The organism is Sulfurovum aggregans (genome assembly GCF_055385215.1).
On record NZ_AP042387.1, the window covers coordinates 726,679 to 746,548 of the forward strand.

Below are 19,870 nucleotides of genomic sequence, written 5' to 3' on the forward strand. Positions count from 1 at the left end.
AGACAAAGTGACAGGATAGCTATGTCAAAAAATCAGGAAAATGGCTTTAAAAAGAGTATTTGACGCACCACTTTGTTGACATAGGGATACAAAGAGCTCTTTTAAGCACACTTTTTTACAGTTCGGAGACAAAAACGGGTTATAGTCTCTCAATTTTTATGAAATGAATTTTCTATTTCGGGATTTGGGATAATAATATCAATAAAATATGTTATAAAAGAGATATTTGCAATCTTTTGCTAGAATACTAAAAAAACGGATCTGTTGATATGAAAAAGCTTCTTATTCTGCACATATTTTCATCTATACTTTTTGCTTCTACCGATGCTGAAGCACTTTATCTTAAAAATGCCTGCAATTCCTGTCATGGTATGTATGCGGAGGGGATGGGGGCTTCACCTAGATTACAAGGTGTAAGAAAAGATATATTATTGCAAAGATTAAAAGATCTTCAACAGGGGAAAACACGTACTGCATTTGGTTCCGTTATGATATCTTTTGCTAAATCACTGGATGAGAACCAAACCATTCAAATGGCAGAGTATCTCTCCACGCTTAAAACAACTGTAAATAAAGATCGTTATGAAATAGAATATGACCCTGCAGGAGATGGCGGGTCATAATAGAAAACCATGTTTTCTTAATGTGTAGCTATTTGCGGTTTTTCCGTCTCTTGAGGAACCACTTCGACTTTTACCTCTTCTGTTTTCTCATTCACTGCCGGGGCAGCATCATCTGAAGTCTCTTTTTCTTCTGTTTTTACATCTTTGCTTACTGCTTTTTCAGAATCTGAGGTTGTTTCTGGAGAAGCTGCTGCAGCAGGTTTCTCTTCTTCTGTTTTTACAGATTTACTTGCTTCTTCCAACTCTTCGAGTTCTTCTTTGAGATCATCAAGTTCACTGTCCAGTTCTTGTACTTTTTCAACATTCACACCATACTCATAAACAAGCTCTCCTCCCTCTTTACCTTGCTTCAGTATACCTGCAACAAATAGGATAAGCACTAACAGATAAAGTGCTTTCATGAGCCCTCGGCTAATTAGTGCGGAGAGTATTTTAAATACCAGTACCACTACAGAGAAGAACATAAGATAAGTACCTAAAAGTTTATGTGATTTAAGTTCTCCCTGCGCAGCTTCACTGAGTAACGGGAAAGCCTCCTTACCATCTACACTTCCTGTCAAGTATGCAGCAACAGCTACTACCACAGTTAAAACCAGTAAAAAGAAGGACGCAACCCCTATGGCTCTTTTCTTTACAATAAGATTGGCAATTTCCAACAAAAGAACAATGATCGGCAATGCGATAATAAAATGATCTATTGGGGGATGTAACAATACAGGGATATCAAACGGAAGTTCGATTTGTGGTAATTTAATAGCTGGCAATTCCATACTTTAATTCCTTTTATTTTTGAATTTGATTATTATAACACAAAATTATTTACAATCATAGCTTTTAAAATGGTTTTACAACTACCATAATTACGATACCTATCATAAGCAATGTAGGCACTTCATTGTAAAATCTGAAATATTTGCCGCTTTTATAAAACGGATCCATGATAAGTTTTTTACGGATCATATTCAGTGAAAAACTATATACGATCAAAAATATCAGAAAAAACAATTTCACATGCATCCATCCGCCACTTTGGAAAATACCAGGGTTCAGATAAAGCATAGATCCTCCGGAAATAATAGTCGCCCACATTGCAGGTGCTCCTATATATGTATAGAGTTTATATTCCTGTATCTTTACTACTTCGCCAAACGCTTCATTATCTGCATGCTCTCTATGGTAGATAAAGAGTCTAGGCAGGTAAAACAACATTGCCATCCAAGAGGTAAAACTCATTACATGAAATGCCAATATCCAATTATAGTACGCCATTTATTTCTCCAATATATCAAAATCTTTTTTACTGTAAACAACCAACTGTAATTTCTTATAATATCCAAGATGGGCATAGCCTATCTTTAGTTTACTGCCATCAGATAGTCTATTTATCTTTTTTTTAAAATAGAGGGGGATTTCTTTTCCCCCTATAGTAATTTTTTTATTATGATAGACCCCTGTTATATTACGTATTACTTCATTTTGCTTTAAATTACTCTGATATATCGCTTTACTTGAATAATAGTAAGCATCTAAACTTATCTTCCCTTTCTCTTTAAGTTTGATAACATCCGTGACCTCTTTAAGTCCATGATATGTTGTGATGTTTTGTACCAAAAGGTCATATCTGTACCCCTCTTTTAAACCTTTCGCACAACCGTACAGGTAGACACCTCTACCATGCAAAGTCTGTTTGATGATGGCATGATTTCCCCGTTTCAGTATCACAACAGCATCTTTTAGCATAACTTCATTGCTTAATGACTCTACACTGTAAAGATACTCAATATTTTGATTGGCAGTTTTACTACTTCTTCTTATCTGTTTCTCAGGGACATACGGTTTCATATCAAAAAGTGCATAAATGGGTAGATGGTCAGAATACCCTTTTGCCATATGTTTACCATTTTTATATCTCCAACTGTTGATATACCCTTTTTTGGTAAAAAGATAAGGGGCTTTGAAAACCTTAAAAGAGTTATTGACATAATCAATACCTTGATGATCGAACATAGCGGAAGGAAGCAGGATATGATCCAGTGTACCTTTATGTCCATAGAACTTATGACTCCAACGATATTTAAAAGGCAGTTCCTGCCAGGTATTGTAATGTATACCATGATCTGCTTTTAACATTTGATGTTCCTGTACAAGTTTTTTGTTGATCACTGTTTGCAAAATATCACCTATAGCCGTCACACCATTGGTGTCATTCAGCCTTTTATCTAATGTCAAATGTGCATTATAAGGGCTGTTCAGATCACCCAGAACAATATACTCTCTCTTTGCAGGCAGAGAGGAGATTCTCTTTTGCAGGGTCTTCGCATATTGAATACGTTTACTCTCTACCCCTTTCCTGCCTTTTGATTTCCAATGGTTCACAAAAAGTGTTAAATGATTTCTCTCTACCTCTACCTCAACTTCTAAAATATTACGTACCAAAGGTGAATAGCTTACCTGTAACTCTTTTTGATAAACGATAGGAAACCTTGAGAGAAGTGCTACTTGAATAGGTGCTCCTTTTTTATGTGTGATAGCACTGTAACGATACCCGCACCCTACCCGTTTCAAGCGTTTGATCAATGCTTCAAATATCATACTGTTCTCCACTTCTTGAAGTCCAATGATATCTGCATCCAGATCACAGATCACTTCAGCAGTATGGTTGAGCTTTATCTCCACCATCTTTTGATTCCAATTATGTTTACCGGGGATGTATTCTTTATATTCTGTACCCTGAAAGTTGGCATCAAAAAGGTTTTCTACATTGTATGTAGCTACTTTAAATGGTTTTGAAAAAAGTAAAAATGGGAATAAAAAGAGAAAAAGATATCGCACAAACAATCCTGCATTTTTAATAGTATTGTAGCAAAGTAATCAACGGGAGAATAAAAAGCTGTCAAATTGTCATAAAAAGCGTTGAATATCCATTTGTAACATTCAACACTTATTACAAGTTTAACGGAACATCTTTCCAAGCATATCCATAGCAGCACCGGGTCCACCTGTTCGTGCAAGCATTTCATCCATAATCGTACCTTCTCCCGATGTTGCCCGATCTACCAGTTCCGGAAGTACCTCAGCCAAAGCAGCTTTGGCACTCTCTTCACCCAGTCCAAGCTGTGAAGCAAATGCAGAGATTTTCTCAGAACTCAGCAGATCTGTGATCTGATCCATAGAAATAGATCTGTTCTCTCCATTTCCCAACCAGGAACCTACGATCTCACCTAAACCATTTTGTGACAAGCCGCTTACAAGTGAAGCTAAGTCAAGTCCACCTTCACCGTTACTGATCAATTCGTTTAACGCAGTAGCAATATCATCAACATTAAGCCCGGTGGTTGCATTATCACTGTTACCCTCTATCATCGAAGCACCCATTTTCAATAAATCCATTAATTCCATATCTTTTCCTTTATACTATTGATAAGCTACTTAGCTTCTTCTTTGACAGATTTTAACAATTCCAAGAACTCATCTATCGTCCCAAACCCCTCTATCATGTCTATGATCTCTTTACCGTCACTTGAGATAAAGTAGAATGATGGTGTCCCCAGTCTCTTCATACCTAACGGCAGTTTTTCTATGAGTAGATTTTTCTTAACAAGAAGAAAATCTTTATTGAGTGCTTCTTTAACCACAGGATCTACCATCACTTCTCTATCCATACGCATACAAAAACGGCAATAGGGGATATATCCTTCGATCATAATGATCTTACCCTCTTTTTTGGCAAGTTTCAATGCTTCTTCATAACTGTATCTTTTTACACCATGTTCAATCATCATTGCTTCTGCATAGTCATAGATATACCCTGTAACTGCTTCTATCTCTTCTTCACTGAGTTGCCCTTTCATACTTGGCATTGTTTTAAAAAATCGGTTAATTTTTTGAGGGATGACTCCTCTTTTTTTATCTGGATTCTTCAAATATTCAGCAATGAACTCTTCTATTTCGAACTTTTGGGATTCGGCATCGGTCTTTCTATCACCTATCTGATCTTTTAATGTAAATGAGAGTTGATTGAGTGTTGGTGCTGTAAGATTCAACTCTGTATTGTTATGATCTATAAAATTGCTTAACAACTTATTTTGGGGAATATAATCATTATGGCAAGAAGCACATTTTTTTTCAAATACTTCTTCTCCCGATACTGCAAAAAGTAAATTTACAAAAACAAGCATATAGCTTAAAATTCGTTTCATTCTCTTATACCCCCTGTAGCAACCTGATTGAACTCTCAAGCAATTCGATCTCTTTATTTTCTATCAGACAGGTCAATGCCCGTTTAAAATTCTTTTTACTCAATCCAAAGACTTTTTGTATCTCTACAGCATCACTTTTATACGTAAATGCCAATTCTCCATTCGCCTCTTTAAGAAGTTGCAAGACTTTTGCTTCTGCTTCACTCAGTTTGGCTTTCAGTCCTATGGGTTGCAGAGACATATCAAGTTTACCATCTTTTCGTGTAGCTTTTATGTAACCTTTTTTTCTATCACCTATACGCAGATCTTCAAAGATCTCGTTGGTAAAAAGCATACCCTCATATTGATTATCGACAATCACTTTGTATCCCAATGGTGTTTTGGCAAGGATAAGCATATCAAGTACTTTATTTTGATGCAAGCCTTTTAGATCACGGTTAAAATATTTGCCTATCTTCTGCGTAGCATAGAGACGCCCGGTCTGTTCATCCAAACAGACCCTTAACACATATTTTTTACCAATGTTAAAATACTCTTTTTGCTGTGACAAAGGGACAAACAGATCTTTAGGCAGTCCCCAGTTTACAAAAGCACCATAAGATTTATAGTCTACTACTGTAAAGTACCCATATTCACCAAGCTTGGCATAAGGCATCTTCGTTGTGGCTACAGGTCTGTCTTCTGAGTCTGTATAGACAAAAACATCTATCAGTGAGCCCATAGGCATCTCATCTTCCATTACATAGACATTAGGCAATAGTACCTCATTTTCATCTTTTGCTTCAAGAAAATACCCATAGTCTGTATCACGCATCACTTCTAAAGTGTTTACTTTGCCTATCTCTATACTTAAATTTTTTGATTTTTCATTCATGTGTTATTCCGTTTTTTTTGATGTTTTGTGATGTACTCACAATCTCTTACACGTATTATACCCTAATAAAAATTTTTGCTATAATTGTTATAAAAATTAAGAGGGAAACAAATGCTTCCAGGATTTTTAACCAAAACATCAACCACTAAATCAGGTAAAAAAATAACACATCTACAATGGTGGGTCACACTTATTATGTCTATGGCTTTAGCTCTTGGAACGTGGAATCCGACAGGGCACCACTTCATACACTATATCAGCAGTGTAGATAACCTTCTTTCGGGCTTTAGACCTTTTGGTATCCTTATCATGTTTGCACTTTGGTTCCTTGCGGTCAAATCTATCTTCCAGAGTTTAAAGTTTTACGGGGCTATCATGACCGTCATCATCATCGGTGCATTTATCTGGGGACTTCAACAATACAATATCATCAATGTTACTGAGTTTGAACAGGCTGGTTGGGCTGCGACCATAGGCGTAGGACTTCTTATCTGGTTTGGTCTGAATGCTTCTATCATTTGGAAAAAGCTTACAGGTGTTTACACTACAGATGCTACAGATGAAGACTGATATTTATATGAAACAGAAAAAGGGAGGGGAAAAGAAACAAATCTCCCATCATCCTCGGACTTGATCCGGGGATGACGAGCAAGCTGAAAGATATAGCTACTTCGCCACGCCTTCCAAATGTTTCGCAAACGCTTCAGGCTTGATAAACCCAGTCAAACTTTTTTCTGGTAGATAGTTATTCTTTTTGTCAAAGAAGATGATATTTGGGGTACCAAAAAGTTCAAACTTTTTCAGTAGAGCTTTATCTTCTTCCGTATTTTTCGTCAAGTCTATTTTAATAAAAGTAAAGTTCTTCAACTGCTCTTTGACTTTTGGGTCAGGAAATGTGATGTGTTCCAACTCTGCACAAGCCGTGCAAGAGTCTTTCCCGAAGTCTACAACTACTGGTTTGGAAGAGGCTTTTACCTCTTTCATAAGACGTGCCACCGAATACCCCAAATGCCCACTTTTATCTTCTTGTACAACAGCTGTTCCTTTAACACCGGAAGTAAACTTCTCAAACGGATCCAAAATAGAACTTGCTCCACTGAGTGCCCCTATGAAAAGTGCTGCTCCATACAGCAAGAATACCATGGCAAGAAGCTTGAAGAGCTTCATCATCCCTTCACCTGCTTTTGATTCAAAGACACCCATATAGAGGGCTGAACCTATGAAAAGCAGTGACCATAGGATCATCGTGGCAACATCCGGCAGTATGCGTCCCAGCATGAAAATGGCAAGTCCAAGCATCATCACACCGAAAACTTGTGAAACTGCTGTCATCCAGCCACCAGGTTTAGGCATGAACTTCCCTGCTCCTATTCCTACAAGCAACAACGGAACACCCATACCCATACTCATCACAAACAGTGCAACACCACCGAGCAGTGCATCTCCTGTGTGGGAAATGAATAGAACAGCTCCACCCAGTGGAGGTGCGACACATGGTCCTACGATAAGGGCTGAAAGCAGTCCCATAACAGCCGTTCCGACTATACCGCCTTTTTGTCCTGCATCATCACTGGCTTTTGAGATTTTAGACTGCCAAGAGGCTGGAAGTCCTATCTCATAGTAGCCAAAGAGTGAGAAGGCAAGTGCTACGAACATCGCTGCAAAAACGGTAAGTACCCAAGGATTTTGCATCGCAGTTTGGATGTCAGCCCCCACTAGTCCTGCGACTACACCTACCACAGTGTAAGTAAGTGCCATAGAAACCACATAAACCAAAGAGGTAAAAAAGGCTTTTGCTACACTTGGTTTTTCATCACCCGCTTGGGAAACGATGATAGAGGATAAGATGGGTATCATCGGGAACACACAAGGGGTCAGTGCTAACAAAAGTCCAAATATAAAGAAAAGCAAGATGATGAAAAATGAACTCTCACTTCCTAACACCTCTGCTATTTTGGCAGTATTTCCTTCTTTCATCAAGGCACCTATCTTATCAAAAAGGCCAAGTTCTGCACCTTTGAAGTTAAATGTTTTTTTGATAGGCTGGTAACAGATACCTGCATCCGAACAACCTTGAAACTCTACTTCAAGCGTGTAGTCACCTGTAACTTTAGATTCAATCTCTTTTACAGGGATCGTTACAATAAGTTCTTTCTCAAACACTTTATCGCCATCGAACTCATGAGGTGTGGGCTTGTTAACTGTGAGTTCAACTATAGATGGAGAAATGATCCTATAATGCAGTGAATCATCATAGATGTGAATCTTGTCCGCCATTGTGATCTTTGTCTCTATGACATCTGCTTTCTTTACTGCTGCTACCTGAAATGCCACTTCTGGCGATAAAAACTTCTGTTTTTTCAGTGCAGAATCAAATCCTGCTAAAGCAAATGAACTCAGGAAGACACTTGCTAAAAGTAACACTTTGAAAATATTTCTCATTTTTCCTCTTCTCTCTTTGAAATTTTATACAATTATATTATGATATATGTGTATAGAGTGTGTAATAATTGTAAAATTATAACGCATTATAGTCAACATAATATTAACCTTTACAGATAAAAAGGTATAAAAAATAATAATACTCACACTAACGCAACCAGACGCATAACTCTTCTCCAGGAGAGGGATTAGCATCAGTGTAGTATATGGAACTTTCTTTCGTATGCGTTCCAATCAATAGTTAAAGGTCTAAAATGGCAAATCATCTTAAAAACGAACACTCACCTTATCTACAGCAACATGCCGATAATCCTGTAGACTGGTACCCCTGGGGTGAGAAAGCATTTAAAAAAGCAAAAAAAGAACATAAACCCATCTTTCTTTCTATCGGCTACAGCTCTTGCCACTGGTGCCATGTCATGGAGCATGAGTCTTTTGAGGATGAAAAAACTGCAAAGATCCTGAATGAATATTTTGTCTCCATCAAAGTAGACCGTGAAGAACGACCTGACATTGACAAACATTTTCAGGATGTCTATCAGCTCATGAACGGTCGCCCAGGCGGCTGGCCTGCCTCTATCTTCCTAACCGAAGATCTTAAACCTTTTTACTCTGCTACCTACATCCCGGATGAGCCAAAGTACGGGATGATGAGTTTCACTTCACTTTTGGAAATCGTAGCCGATAAATACAAAAATGAAAAAACAACACTGGTAGATGAAGCAGACAAGATACTGCATCACCTCAACCCTAAAGAGGACAAGATACAAGCCACAAAGTTAGATAAGAGCATCGTCGGCAGAGTCATAGACCAAGCCAAACAACTCTTTGACAATCAAGAGGGAGGATTTAACAAAGCCCCAAAATTCCCTCAAGCCTCCATCCTTGACCTGCTCCTGGATGTTTACAAACTCACTGATGACAAAGAGACACTTAACATGGTTCTGCTCTCCCTCTCCTCTATGGCAAGGGGTGGGTTACGAGATCTGGTAGATGGTGGATTTTGTCGCTACTCTACTGACAACGAATGGCTTGTTCCCCACTTTGAAAAGATGACTTATGATAATGCTTTACTTTCAGAAGTATATCTCAAAGCCTACCATACCACAGGAAATGACTTTTACAAAAATATCGCGTTTGAAACCTTGGATTTTATGCTAGAGAAGATGAGCCATAAAGGGCTTTTCTACTCAGCCAGTGATGCAGATACAGAAGGGGAAGAGGGAAAATACTTTGTTTACTCCTATGACAAAGCACTCAAGTCTTTTGAAAAAGCAGGCATACCAAGTAAAGCACATGAAACATTAGCACAAGCACTACATATCACAAAAGAAGGAAACTTTGAAGGTAAGAACATCATACGTGTCGATGATGCAAGTTCACTGAACATTCCTCACTATGCAGAAGCTATAGAAGCACTTAAAAAACGTAGAGAGAAACGCACCTACCCGTTTATAGACAAAAAAGTCATCGTCTCTTGGAATGCGATGATGATAAAGTCACTCTTTAAAGCGGGAAGAACGGATGAAAAGTATCTCAAACTTGCGATAAAGTCTTTAAGCAGACTCTTGGAGTCTATGTATATAAACGGACAACTTTTCCACTCTGTATTGATAGACAAAGAGCCTAAAATACACGCCTTTTTGGAAGACTACGCCTTTTTATGTGAAGCACTCATAGAAGCCTATGAAAGTACCTTGGACGAAGTCTATCTTGTCACGGCAACCAAACTTGCCAACAATGCTATAGAAAAGTACTTTGCAGGTGGAAAATGGAAGTTCTCCCGAGGTGAATTTGAAACCAATGCAGATATTTATGACAGCTCTTACCCATCCTCAGTATCTACCATGATCTCGGTACTTTACAGCATCTCATCTCTTGTTGACATCGTCTATAAAAAATTTGTCTTTAAAACACTTGAGATCTACTCTTATGATGTCATGCGCCAACCTATCTCTACTCCGAAGATGAGTAAAATGGTTATCCGCTACCTTAAAGACGACATCATTATCAAAGCCAAAGAAGATAAGCTCAAACCCTACATCCCACAGCTAGATACCCTACCTCACCCTTTTTCACTACTCAAAAATGACACCAATGATGGGTACATGCTCTGTAACTCTAACAGCTGCTTTGGACATGAAAAGGATTTTGAGGGAATTGTGAAGATTTTAGAGAAGAGAGTATGAGGATTCTCTTTCTTTTTACTCTTCCCTTACTTCTGCTTGCTCAGACACCGATGTAGACACGTACTCAGATACTCATGGGAACCTATGCAAATACTCTACTTCCTCAAAGCAAGCATGAGCACATAAGTAAAGCATTTCAGATCATCTCCAATGTGGAACACGCACTTTCAGTTTATCCACATCACTATTTGCATTGAGTGATATACTCAACAATGTACTTGTTAGAGCTACTGTTAATTTCTTTTTCATCATATTCTATTTATTGATATTTATTATTGAAATCGTAATTTAGCAGAAAGTATCTTTGTAAAGAAACTTGGACCTGAAGCACTTCATTTTTTACAAATGCATTTAAAACCTATCTCCATTCCTAAAAATACACTTCTTTTCTATCAAGGTGATATTTGCGACAACATTTTATGGCTCATCTCAGGATAAGTACGTCTCTATTCCCAATCTGGTGAAATCGAAGAGATCACACTCTATACCCTGCAGGCAGGTGAACAATGCATTGTCAATACCACTCTTCCCTGCTTTCACAGACAGAAGCGATAGCATCTGCTGAGAGACTCACAGATATTGAAGGTTATCTCATAGATGCCCAGAGTGTCAAAGCACTCAGTAAAATGAGTGATGTCTATCAAAACTATCTTTTTTCACTCTACCAGTTACGATTTGAGGAACTTACAAGTCTTAAGTTTAAACGTTTAGATACACGCATTTTGGAATGGCTTAACAAACAATCTGAAAAAACAATAGAGATAACCCATGCACAACTCTCTACAGAACTTGGAAGTTCCAGAGTGGTTGTAAGTCGTTTACTCAAAGAATTGGAACAAAAAGGTGCAGTTGCTTTACATAGAGGGAAAATAGAGCTTAAATAAGCGTACAATTACATTAAATTGATATAACTTACTATCATGAAAGAAAGTTTGAAACTATTTGCCGGAGACCTTAAAAATTCTTTTAGGGACCTTCTTCCTATTATCATTGTTGTTGCACTGTTTCAGGGAGTCATTATTCAGGCTGTACCGGAGAACATTGTTTCTATTGTCATAGGATTGACTATTGTAGCTATCGGGCTGGCACTTTTTATCCGCGGGCTTGAACTTGGTATCTTCCCCATAGGAGAAGGTCTTGCTGTAGATTTTGCAAGCAAAGGATCAGTTTTTTGGCTTCTCACCTTTGCCTTTACCATAGGTTTCTCTACCACAGTTGCTGAACCTGCTCTCATCGCCATAGCTGATAAAGCAGCACTCATCAGTAATGGTCTTGTTGATGCTTTTTGGCTGCGCATGACTGTGGCTCTCTCAGTAGGGTTTGCTATTGCGCTGGGAACACTCCGTATCTTACTTGGGCATCCCATCGCATATTACATCATCTCTGGCTATATTTTAGTTGTTATTATTACCTTTTTTGCACCAAGAGAGATTATTGGACTGGCATATGACAGTGGTGGAGTTACTACCTCCACTGTAACTGTACCTTTAGTCGCAGCATTAGGGATAGGTCTTGCCTCAAGCATCAAAGGGCGAAATCCTGCTATCGATGGCTTTGGACTCATCGCTTTTGCTTCACTTACCCCTATGATATTTGTTCAAATCTATGGCATCATCGTCTATAACTTAGGAGACAACAGTACTGTAATATCTGTTATTACAGAAGTGGCAGAAAATACCAAAGCTGTTGCTACTGTATATACTTTTTCTGCGATGGATACCTTTATGGAACTCATTGGTGTTATCAAAGATGTCGCTCCCATACTCATAGTGATATTCTTTTTTCAGTATATCATCATCAAAAAACCTGTGGCACATTTACATAAGATAGCTACGGGTATCATTATGGTGATTTTAGGGCTCTACGCTTTCATCGTAGGCCTTGAAATGGGGCTTTTCCCTATAGGAGAGACGATTGCTTTTCAACTCACAGATATGGGTAATAATCTACTTATCTACCTCTTTGCATTTCTTATAGGTTTTTCCACAACTATGGCGGAACCAGCGCTTCTGGCCATTGCGATAAAAGCAGAAGAGATCAGTGAAGGAAACATTAAACAAAATATCCTTAGAATGGTGGTAGCATTTGGAGTTGCGATCGGTATTGGATTGGGTTCATACCGTATCGTAGCAGGTGATCCTATACATTACTATATCATAGCTGGATACCTCATGGTCATACTCTTTACCTACTTTGCACCCAAATATATTGTGCCTATTGCCTATGATAGTGGTGGCGTAACTACTTCAACCGTCACTGTGCCATTAGTAACTGCTTTAGGACTGGGATTAGCAGAGAATATAGAGGGGCGTAATCCATTAATTGATGGTTTTGGCCTCATTGCTTTTGCATCGCTTTTCCCTATGCTTACAGTAATGGGATATGGTATTTATGCAGAGTACTATAAAAAGAAGAAGTTAACCATGACGGAAAATAAAATCTGATATAATAAAAGTATGACAATTTGCCATATTTTTAACTAAATCTCAACTTTTTTGATAAATTAGCCTAAACGTAGATTGAGGATAAAGATAATGGTAACAAAAAATTTATTTGATATAACATGCTTACATGAATAAAGGATACACAATCAAAAACCTAACATATATATCTCTTTTTAGTAGTGCAGGAATTGGTTGTTATGGATTTAAGGAGCAAGGTTTTCAATGTATCGCAACCAATGAATATTTAGAAAAAAGAATGAAAATTCAACAATACAATCAGAAATGTAAATTTGATAGTGGCTATATTCAAGGGGACTTATCAAATCAAGAAATTCAAGATAAAATTTATAAGGAATTGGACAACAATAATATAACAGATTTAGATGTACTTATTGCTACACCTCCATGTCAAGGAATGTCAGTTGCCAATCATAAAAAAAATGAAAATGAAATAAAAAGAAATTCTTTAGTTGTTGAATCCATTAAAATAGTTGCTAAAATCAAACCAAAATTTTTTATTTTTGAAAATGTAAGGGCATTTTTAAATACAATTTGTACAGATACAGATAATGTTGATAAGCCTATCAAAAATTCAATAGAATTAAATCTTAGTGGTAACTATAATATTTTATCAAAAATAATTAATTTTAAAGAATATGGTTCTCAATCTAGTAGAACACGAACGCTTGTTATTGGCGTTAGAAAAGATTTGATCAATATAAGTCCTTATCAACTTTTCCCAAAACAGCATAAAGCTAAAAAACTAAGAGCCTTAATTGGCGATTTGCCTTCTTTAAAAGTTATGGGTGAAATATATGAAGATGATATATATCATTCATATAGAAATTTTGATAACAAAATGCTACCTTGGATAGAGAACATAAAAGAAGGAGAATCTGCATTTGATAATCTAGAACCAAATAGAATACCCCACAAAGTAATAAATGGAGAAATAGTCTATAACAAAAATAAAAATGGGGACAAATACGCAAGATGGTATTGGGATAAAGAGGCGCCATGTATACATACAAGAAATGATATTTTAGCTAGTCAAAATACTATACACCCATCTGACAATAGAGTATTTAGTATTCGAGAGCTGATGAGAATGATGACAATACCAAATGATTTTAAATGGTCACCACTGGATTTAGATTCACTTAACAATTTATCTAATAAAGAAAAAAAAGACTATTTAAAACAAAATGAATTAAATATAAGACATTGTATTGGGGAAGCTGTTCCCACAAAAATATTTGAACAAATAGCAAAAAACATAAAAAATGTTTTAAAAAAGAAAGTATTATCCATAAATGAAATAGATAAAATAATCAAAGTAGACAATCTTCAAAAATTAAATAATTTGCATCATTTTATAAGTAACAACCACAATAGATATGACTTAAACACACTTTACAATATTGCTGAATTATCAAATTTAAAACGAGTAGATACAAAAGCATATTTTACAAGAGAAGATATTGTTTTCAATGTCATAAATAAATTACCCTCATTTAAAAATAAAAAAGCTTTACGAATACTTGAACCATCTGTCGGAATAGGTAATTTTCTACCTTTACTTTTCAATAAATATAAAACTATACAAACTGTAATTTTAGATGTTATTGATATAGATGAAAATTCACTTAATACATTGAGACTATTATTAACCAAAACAAAAATACCAAAAAATTTTACTATCAATTTCGTGCATGCAGACTTTCTCTTATGGGAGAGTAAATATCAATATGATCTGGTAGTAGGCAATCCTCCTTATGGAAAGGTTACAAATAACAAAGCTCTGTTGGGTCAATATAAATTGAATACTCAAAACAAAAATACGAATAATCTATTTGCATTTTTTATAGAAAAGTCAATAAGCATAGCTAAATATGTCTCTTTAATAGTTCCCAAAAGTCTCATCAATTCTCCAGAGTTTAATCAAACGAGAGTATTGCTTGAAAACAAAAATTTACATTCGATTACTGATTATGGTGAGAAAGCATTTAAAGGGGTTAAGATAGAAACCATTAGTTTTTTATTAGATACATGCCAAAAAGAAAAATCCGAAGAGATAAAGATCGAAAGCTATATTACAAATACCCTTGCAATTCAAAAAAAGAGTTATATATTTTCTAAAGATTTTCCTTATTGGTTAATTTATCGAAATAGTTTTTTTGATACAGTAGTGAATAAAATGGAATTAGATGTATTTGAAAGTTTTAGAGATAGACAAATTACAAAAAAACATACCATAGCTAATGGTAAAATTCGCGTACTAAAATCAAGAAACATAGTCAATAATGGTATTAAAAATATAGATAATTATGATTGTTTTATAGATGAAATAGATAGCTTTGTCGTGTCTAAATATTTAAATCAAAATAACATTGTTCTTGTCCCAAATTTAACATACAACCCAAGAGCAACATTTTTACCAAAGAATACAATTGCAGATGGTTCGGTCGCACTTTTAAAAGCTAAAAAAAATACTATTATAACTGCTGAGCATTTGGAATATTACAGTAGTAAGGAGTTTATAGAATATTATAAAATAGCAAGAAATAGAGGAACAAGGTCTTTAAATATCGATAATAATTCTGTTCAATTCTTTGGATTATTAAAAGAAGCTTAAATAAAAAATAATATAAACACAAGGAACTAAGATGTATCAAGAAAACTTTGGAAGAAATAACCCAGCACAAATTCAATTTAATAATGAAAGTGAATACTATAAAGCTCTAGGTTACCTAGCAAGAAATAACAATTCAACTAGTTTAAATTGGGAACATAATCAATTGCAAGGAGCATGGGGAAGCGAAGGAAGAATACATTTTTTTATTTCTAACCCATCTATTCCTGGAAATTTTAGTTTGACTGCAGGAACTGGAAATATAGCATATAGAACTAACTGTAATGAATTTCTTTCTAATTTATATAATAATTATGGCTTTGTAAATGGAAGAACACAGAATGTGGCTATTATTCGTTCAAATATTCCTCCTGCCTATAGAAATTACTTTGATTTAGGATTGGCTTTGCCAAATTAGCATTATGAAAAATAAAATAGAAATATATTTAGATAATCTCGATTTAGATATTAGAAAAACAGGTAATGCAAGGTTTTTTGACCAAAAGGTACAACCTGATGTTTTGAGTGCAGTTTGTGAATGTATATTAATGTGTATTGATATATCACTAGAATTTACAAATAACGATATAAAAGAGTGTGATTTTTCTAATGAAATAGTTACCGAAATATTCAATAAGCCAAGTGTAAAGGTAGCAAAAAGAGAATATGATAAATTTTTTGGGCAACCAATAAAAATGTTAGCGTATTGTGGGCTACTTAATGAAAATAAAGATAAAAAACCATATAAATATAAAGTTATGCATAAAAATCTTATTGAATATATCTCACTTAGAGATAGGAATGCTTATTATTTTATTTCAGCATATCTTGAAAAAATTTTAAAAGACAGTAACATATGGAGAGACTTTGATAAGTTCTTTAAAGTACAAGACAAAAGTGCATTATATGAATTGCGCGATAAATATACAGATTTCATTATAAACAATACACCTATCAATAAAGAGCTAGAACCAATTAGGATATTCAATCCTATGCTAAATACACTAGCTTTCAGATATAAAAAACTCGGCACTAAATCAGGTGATATAGCTGAAATAAATTATAATGATTTACTATATAATAGAGTAAACTGGAGAGACATAAAAAAAGATAAATCTATAACTAGAGAGGAATTCTCCAGTACATTTATAGATGAAAATGTTGATAACATAAAATCCTATAAATACTACATTGAAAAAGCAAAGAAATTTGTAAAATCCATTCATAAAAATAGTGAAATACATAGATTTGATAACTATCCTGCAACTCAGGCACATCATATATTTTTAGCATCCCAATTTCCTGAATTAGCTGATACTCCAGAAAACATTATTGCAATAACTCCAAATCAACATTTTTATAGGGCACATCCCGGCAATAAAACTAGCGTCTTTGATAAATCATATCAAGCAATTTGTTTAATTTCCAAATTAGATACTATTGAATATGACTACAGAAATGATTTAGGAAACTATTCAAAAGAAAATTTTATAAATATAATCAATACCGGATTGGATTTGGATATTAAGCATACAATCGAGTTTGAGCAACTCAAACACACTTTGATAAAATATTTTATTTAGGAGAGATACTATGAAATTTGTAGCACTTATTGCTGTCATACAAGATAAAGATGAAGAGGATGCTATTAAAGTAGCCAAGGAAGCCGGTGCAGGTTCCGTTACTATCCTACATGGTAAAAATATTGGTCTCAAAGAGAAAAAAGTCTTTTTCGGTCTTACCCTGGAAGAAAATGTTTCTGCCTTGCTTTTCATCTTGCCGAGAAAACTCTCAATGAAAGTTATGAAAGCCTTACGTGTAAATTTTGACTTGGATAACCACGAAAACAGTGGATTTGCATTCACTATGCCGCTTAGCCATGTAGCAGGACTGGATACGGATGAACTTCATAAGTTTGAAGACGATATTAAAACAATGATATAAAGGAGATATGATGTTAGTAAAAGATGTGATGACCCCAAAAGAACGATTGGTGAGTGTTTCACCTATGGCAACAGTCAGAGAGGCACTTACTCTGATGAAAACAAACAAAGTTCGTTCCGTGATCGTAGAGAAATCAAATGATGATGGTGCTTATGGTCTGCTTACTTTTAAAAATATCTTACAAAGCATTGTTGCAGAAGATGGGGATATCGATCTTTTGAATGTCTATGATATTGCTGCAACACCTGCTGTTTCAGTCTCTGCTCAACTCAATGTAAAATATGCTGCAAAAATGATGGTACAAAGCAGTATCAAGCGTCTTTTAATCATTGACAACAATGAACTTTACGGTATTTTAACCATGACAGATATCATCGGTATCCTTATGGACAGTGTTTCAGAATAATATTATTATTTATTTTTCAGTTTGGGGAAAACAAGCGTGAAGGTGCTTCCCTCCCCTTTTTTGGACTCCAGGTCCAATTTTATCTTGTACTCTTTGCAGATAGTGAGTACGATATTCAGTCCTATACCAAACCCTCCTCTCTCTTCATTGGCACGATGATACCGTTTAAAAATATCTTCCTGCATCTCCCTGTCTATACCTATACCTGTATCTTTAACTTGCAAAACACTCTCTTTCAGCGTAATAAAAATACTATCTCCCACATCACTGTACTTGATCGCATTTGACAAAAGATTATCGATCAGCCTGTAAGCACTGCCTCTATTCATCCATATCTTGGTTGATTCAAGTTCAAGTTGAATACAAATACGTTTAGAATCTATAAGTTCTTTCATATACTCTACACGTTCATGAATGATCTTTTCAAGATCCAATAACTCTAAAGACTCTACTTTTCCCTCAAGTCTATAGGTCAAGGAACTATACATCACACTCAGTCTTTTTGCACTTGCTTCAAGCCGTTTAAGTTTTTTTTCTTCGAGACCTTTAAGACTTTGTATGGTCATCAATATTGCAGAGATAGGCGTATTGAGTTCATGCGTGGTATCTGAAATGAATTTATCCAAAGACTCTATCTGTTCCCTTACCGGTCGTAAGAAAAGTCTGCCTAAAAAATATCCTACTACACCCATTAAAATAAAAGAAAGAACCAAATACCCTATGATCTTTATCCTTAGTTTATGCAATGTTCCTGCAAGCTCATTTTCTTTGAGTACAATATATCGTACTCCCAAATGTTCACTCTTGTCTTCTGTCACTGTATAACATTTCATATCTTTGATAAAAAAATCTGTATCAAACCTACTTGCATTCGCAATTTCTGTATAGAGAGGTTTTTTATCTTTAGTATAATACCCTGCTTGAAAACGACAATGCTTTAAGTTTTTTAAAAAATGTTCTTTATTGAAATCTTTCAGCAATGCTTCTTTATTCTGCATGGCTTTCATTATGATCTTGGATGAAAGCATACGTGCCTGGTACATCATCTCAAATTTCATCGCACTTTTCATAGAAGCACGATTGTTTTCAAAAAAAAGGTAACCGATAATAGCCAACAACACAAATACGGATGAGAGATAAAGCGTTAAAAAACGAAAAAGTGACTTACGCTCATAGGATGTTAAAACGATAACCTTCTCCTTTGATATTGTCAAAATACTCTTTGTCAAACATCTTTCTTAAATTTTTTATATAGGTTCGTATAGTAGCATGTGCAGGAATATTCTCATCATCCCAAACATTCTCAATGATCTCATCACAGGAGATAATCTTGCCTTCATTACGCATAAAATACTCCAATACCTGTGCCTCTTTCTGCCTCATCTCTATCACTTTTTCATCCATCCGGATCTGATGTGCTTTGGGAATGAATATCATACCGTCAAACTCTATCTCTTCCTGTAAACGGTAAAGTCTGATAATATGTTCTATTCGTGCTTTAAGTTCCTCAAGTTCAAAAGGTTTTTTCAGGTAGTCATCAGCACCAAGATCAAAACCTTTTTTAAGATCACTTATACCGGACAGAGATGTAATATAAATAGCCGGTGTGGTATTGCCTATTTCTCTCAGATATGAAAGTATTTCAAATCCGTCTATATTAGGAACATTCACATCCAATAATAACATATCATAGCGATGTGCTCCTATTGCATCCAAAGCCTTTTCACCATCAAAATAACTTTCTACTTCATACTTATTCTCTATAAGAAACTCTTCAATAATCTCTTGAAGGATCACATCATCCTCGAGCAATAATATTTTCATTATTATCCTTTTATTCTCTATATTGTAGCATACTATTTGTGTAATGAATTACACAAATAGTTCTCTCTAAACAGTATATGCTATAATCCTGCCATGAAAAAATCAATCATATTTTTAATGGTATCTTTGATGTTACTTTCGGGATGTACACAGGTTGTAACCGCTCCTATACAAATAGCCGGAGCTGCTGTCAGTACAACTATGGATATAGCAGGAAGTGCTGCACATGCCATTGCCGGTTCAGAGGATGAAAAAGAAGAATAGGATTTTTCTGTATTGTCAGACTCCTGCAG

General features: G+C 35.5%; 20 protein-coding genes. 11 read left to right on the forward strand and 9 right to left on the reverse strand.

Annotated features, from left to right (window positions below; genetic code table 11):
- Positions 1-269 precede the first annotated feature (269 nt).
- Positions 270-623: a c-type cytochrome gene (locus ACZ48W_RS03600; RefSeq protein ID WP_464829966.1), complete on the forward strand. Its 354-nt coding sequence runs from the start codon at positions 270-272 to the stop codon at positions 621-623.
- Positions 624-640: 17 nt separating this feature from the next.
- Here ACZ48W_RS03600 and ACZ48W_RS03605 read toward each other — a convergent pair whose 3' ends face one another.
- From ACZ48W_RS03605 to ACZ48W_RS03630, 6 genes are all read right to left on the reverse strand, one after another.
- Complete coding sequence (locus ACZ48W_RS03605; protein ID WP_464829967.1) at positions 641-1,393, reverse strand: DUF2231 domain-containing protein; 753 nt, start codon at positions 1,391-1,393, stop codon at positions 641-643.
- A 64-nt stretch (positions 1,394-1,457) separates the two neighbouring features.
- On the reverse strand, positions 1,458-1,892 hold the full coding sequence (gene hemJ, locus ACZ48W_RS03610; protein WP_464829968.1) for a protoporphyrinogen oxidase HemJ: 435 nt from the start codon (positions 1,890-1,892) through the stop codon (positions 1,458-1,460).
- The gene (locus tag ACZ48W_RS03615) at positions 1,893-3,455 is read right to left on the reverse strand and encodes an endonuclease/exonuclease/phosphatase family protein (RefSeq protein WP_464829969.1); all 1,563 of its coding nucleotides are present in this window, start codon (positions 3,453-3,455) and stop codon (positions 1,893-1,895) included.
- Positions 3,456-3,575: 120 nt separating this feature from the next.
- A complete protein-coding gene (locus ACZ48W_RS03620; protein WP_464829970.1) occupies positions 3,576-4,022 on the reverse strand; it encodes a YidB family protein in 447 nt (148 codons plus the stop codon).
- A gap of 26 nt (positions 4,023-4,048) precedes the next feature.
- Positions 4,049-4,822 carry a c-type cytochrome gene (locus ACZ48W_RS03625; RefSeq protein ID WP_464829971.1) on the reverse strand — a complete coding sequence of 258 codons (774 nt, stop codon included), beginning with the start codon at positions 4,820-4,822 and terminating at the stop codon, positions 4,049-4,051.
- Between the two features lie 4 nt (positions 4,823-4,826).
- A complete protein-coding gene (locus ACZ48W_RS03630; RefSeq protein WP_464829972.1) occupies positions 4,827-5,696 on the reverse strand; it encodes a CvfB family protein in 870 nt (289 codons plus the stop codon).
- A gap of 111 nt (positions 5,697-5,807) precedes the next feature.
- On the opposite strand from ACZ48W_RS03630, the gene ACZ48W_RS03635 reads away from it, so the two are divergent.
- Positions 5,808-6,266, forward strand: coding sequence for a DUF6524 family protein (locus ACZ48W_RS03635; protein WP_464829973.1), 459 nt, complete (start codon positions 5,808-5,810; stop codon positions 6,264-6,266).
- A 96-nt stretch (positions 6,267-6,362) separates the two neighbouring features.
- Here the strand turns inward: ACZ48W_RS03635 and dsbD are convergent, their stop codons facing one another.
- A complete protein-coding gene (dsbD, locus tag ACZ48W_RS03640; protein WP_464829974.1) occupies positions 6,363-8,138 on the reverse strand; it encodes a protein-disulfide reductase DsbD in 1,776 nt (591 codons plus the stop codon).
- A 254-nt stretch (positions 8,139-8,392) separates the two neighbouring features.
- Here dsbD and ACZ48W_RS03645 point away from each other — a divergent pair, with 254 nt between their 5' ends.
- The 8 genes from ACZ48W_RS03645 to ACZ48W_RS03680 all read left to right on the forward strand — a co-directional run bounded on the left by ACZ48W_RS03645 (position 8,393) and on the right by ACZ48W_RS03680 (position 17,753).
- On the forward strand, positions 8,393-10,327 hold the full coding sequence (locus ACZ48W_RS03645) for a thioredoxin domain-containing protein (protein ID WP_464829975.1): 1,935 nt from the start codon (positions 8,393-8,395) through the stop codon (positions 10,325-10,327).
- Between the two features lie 506 nt (positions 10,328-10,833).
- Positions 10,834-11,211: a Crp/Fnr family transcriptional regulator gene (locus ACZ48W_RS03650; RefSeq protein ID WP_464829976.1), complete on the forward strand. Its 378-nt coding sequence runs from the start codon at positions 10,834-10,836 to the stop codon at positions 11,209-11,211.
- Between the two features lie 36 nt (positions 11,212-11,247).
- A complete protein-coding gene (locus ACZ48W_RS03655) occupies positions 11,248-12,771 on the forward strand; it encodes a DUF1538 domain-containing protein (protein WP_464829977.1) in 1,524 nt (507 codons plus the stop codon).
- A gap of 127 nt (positions 12,772-12,898) precedes the next feature.
- Positions 12,899-15,406, forward strand: coding sequence for a DNA cytosine methyltransferase (locus ACZ48W_RS03660; RefSeq protein WP_464829978.1), 2,508 nt, complete (start codon positions 12,899-12,901; stop codon positions 15,404-15,406).
- A 31-nt stretch (positions 15,407-15,437) separates the two neighbouring features.
- A complete protein-coding gene (locus ACZ48W_RS03665; RefSeq protein ID WP_464829979.1) occupies positions 15,438-15,821 on the forward strand; it encodes a hypothetical protein in 384 nt (127 codons plus the stop codon).
- 4 nt (positions 15,822-15,825) lie between these two features.
- Positions 15,826-16,986: a restriction endonuclease gene (locus ACZ48W_RS03670; RefSeq protein ID WP_464829980.1), complete on the forward strand. Its 1,161-nt coding sequence runs from the start codon at positions 15,826-15,828 to the stop codon at positions 16,984-16,986.
- A gap of 10 nt (positions 16,987-16,996) precedes the next feature.
- Positions 16,997-17,347, forward strand: coding sequence for a transcriptional regulator (locus tag ACZ48W_RS03675; protein ID WP_464829981.1), 351 nt, complete (start codon positions 16,997-16,999; stop codon positions 17,345-17,347).
- Positions 17,348-17,357: 10 nt separating this feature from the next.
- Positions 17,358-17,753, forward strand: a complete 396-nt coding sequence (locus ACZ48W_RS03680) for a CBS domain-containing protein (protein ID WP_464829982.1) — start codon at positions 17,358-17,360, stop codon at positions 17,751-17,753.
- A gap of 5 nt (positions 17,754-17,758) precedes the next feature.
- Here ACZ48W_RS03680 and ACZ48W_RS03685 read toward each other — a convergent pair whose 3' ends face one another.
- Both ACZ48W_RS03685 and ACZ48W_RS03690 read right to left on the reverse strand, forming a co-directional pair.
- On the reverse strand, positions 17,759-18,967 hold the full coding sequence (locus ACZ48W_RS03685; RefSeq protein WP_464829983.1) for a sensor histidine kinase: 1,209 nt from the start codon (positions 18,965-18,967) through the stop codon (positions 17,759-17,761).
- Positions 18,924-19,577, reverse strand: a complete 654-nt coding sequence (locus ACZ48W_RS03690; protein WP_464829984.1) for a response regulator transcription factor — start codon at positions 19,575-19,577, stop codon at positions 18,924-18,926. The genes ACZ48W_RS03685 and ACZ48W_RS03690 overlap by 44 nt, the downstream gene beginning before the upstream one ends.
- A 93-nt stretch (positions 19,578-19,670) precedes the next feature.
- Here ACZ48W_RS03690 and ACZ48W_RS03695 point away from each other — a divergent pair, with 93 nt between their 5' ends.
- Positions 19,671-19,841, forward strand: coding sequence for a DUF6726 family protein (locus ACZ48W_RS03695; RefSeq protein WP_464829985.1), 171 nt, complete (start codon positions 19,671-19,673; stop codon positions 19,839-19,841).
- Positions 19,842-19,870: the final 29 nt, after the last annotated feature.

Bases quoted from the DNA above. Each gene is read 5' to 3' on its own strand.
- ACZ48W_RS03625 (WP_464829971.1), bottom strand. From the start codon at position 4,822: ATGAAACGAATTTTAAGCTATATGCTTGTTTTTGTAAATTTACTTTTT.
- ACZ48W_RS03680 (WP_464829982.1), top strand. From the start codon at position 17,358: ATGTTAGTAAAAGATGTGATGACCCCAAAAGAACGATTGGTGAGTGTT.
- ACZ48W_RS03635 (WP_464829973.1), top strand. From the start codon at position 5,808: ATGCTTCCAGGATTTTTAACCAAAACATCAACCACTAAATCAGGTAAA.
- ACZ48W_RS03675 (WP_464829981.1), top strand. From the start codon at position 16,997: ATGAAATTTGTAGCACTTATTGCTGTCATACAAGATAAAGATGAAGAG.
- ACZ48W_RS03690 (WP_464829984.1), bottom strand. From the start codon at position 19,577: ATGAAAATATTATTGCTCGAGGATGATGTGATCCTTCAAGAGATTATT.
- ACZ48W_RS03660 (WP_464829978.1), top strand. From the start codon at position 12,899: ATGAATAAAGGATACACAATCAAAAACCTAACATATATATCTCTTTTT.
- ACZ48W_RS03665 (WP_464829979.1), top strand. From the start codon at position 15,438: ATGTATCAAGAAAACTTTGGAAGAAATAACCCAGCACAAATTCAATTT.
- ACZ48W_RS03630 (WP_464829972.1), bottom strand. From the start codon at position 5,696: ATGAATGAAAAATCAAAAAATTTAAGTATAGAGATAGGCAAAGTAAAC.
- ACZ48W_RS03670 (WP_464829980.1), top strand. From the start codon at position 15,826: ATGAAAAATAAAATAGAAATATATTTAGATAATCTCGATTTAGATATT.
- ACZ48W_RS03600 (WP_464829966.1), top strand. From the start codon at position 270: ATGAAAAAGCTTCTTATTCTGCACATATTTTCATCTATACTTTTTGCT.
- ACZ48W_RS03655 (WP_464829977.1), top strand. From the start codon at position 11,248: ATGAAAGAAAGTTTGAAACTATTTGCCGGAGACCTTAAAAATTCTTTT.
- ACZ48W_RS03650 (WP_464829976.1), top strand. From the start codon at position 10,834: ATGCATTGTCAATACCACTCTTCCCTGCTTTCACAGACAGAAGCGATA.
- ACZ48W_RS03695 (WP_464829985.1), top strand. From the start codon at position 19,671: ATGAAAAAATCAATCATATTTTTAATGGTATCTTTGATGTTACTTTCG.
- dsbD (WP_464829974.1), bottom strand. From the start codon at position 8,138: ATGAGAAATATTTTCAAAGTGTTACTTTTAGCAAGTGTCTTCCTGAGT.
- ACZ48W_RS03620 (WP_464829970.1), bottom strand. From the start codon at position 4,022: ATGGAATTAATGGATTTATTGAAAATGGGTGCTTCGATGATAGAGGGT.
- ACZ48W_RS03605 (WP_464829967.1), bottom strand. From the start codon at position 1,393: ATGGAATTGCCAGCTATTAAATTACCACAAATCGAACTTCCGTTTGAT.
- hemJ (WP_464829968.1), bottom strand. From the start codon at position 1,892: ATGGCGTACTATAATTGGATATTGGCATTTCATGTAATGAGTTTTACC.
- ACZ48W_RS03645 (WP_464829975.1), top strand. From the start codon at position 8,393: ATGGCAAATCATCTTAAAAACGAACACTCACCTTATCTACAGCAACAT.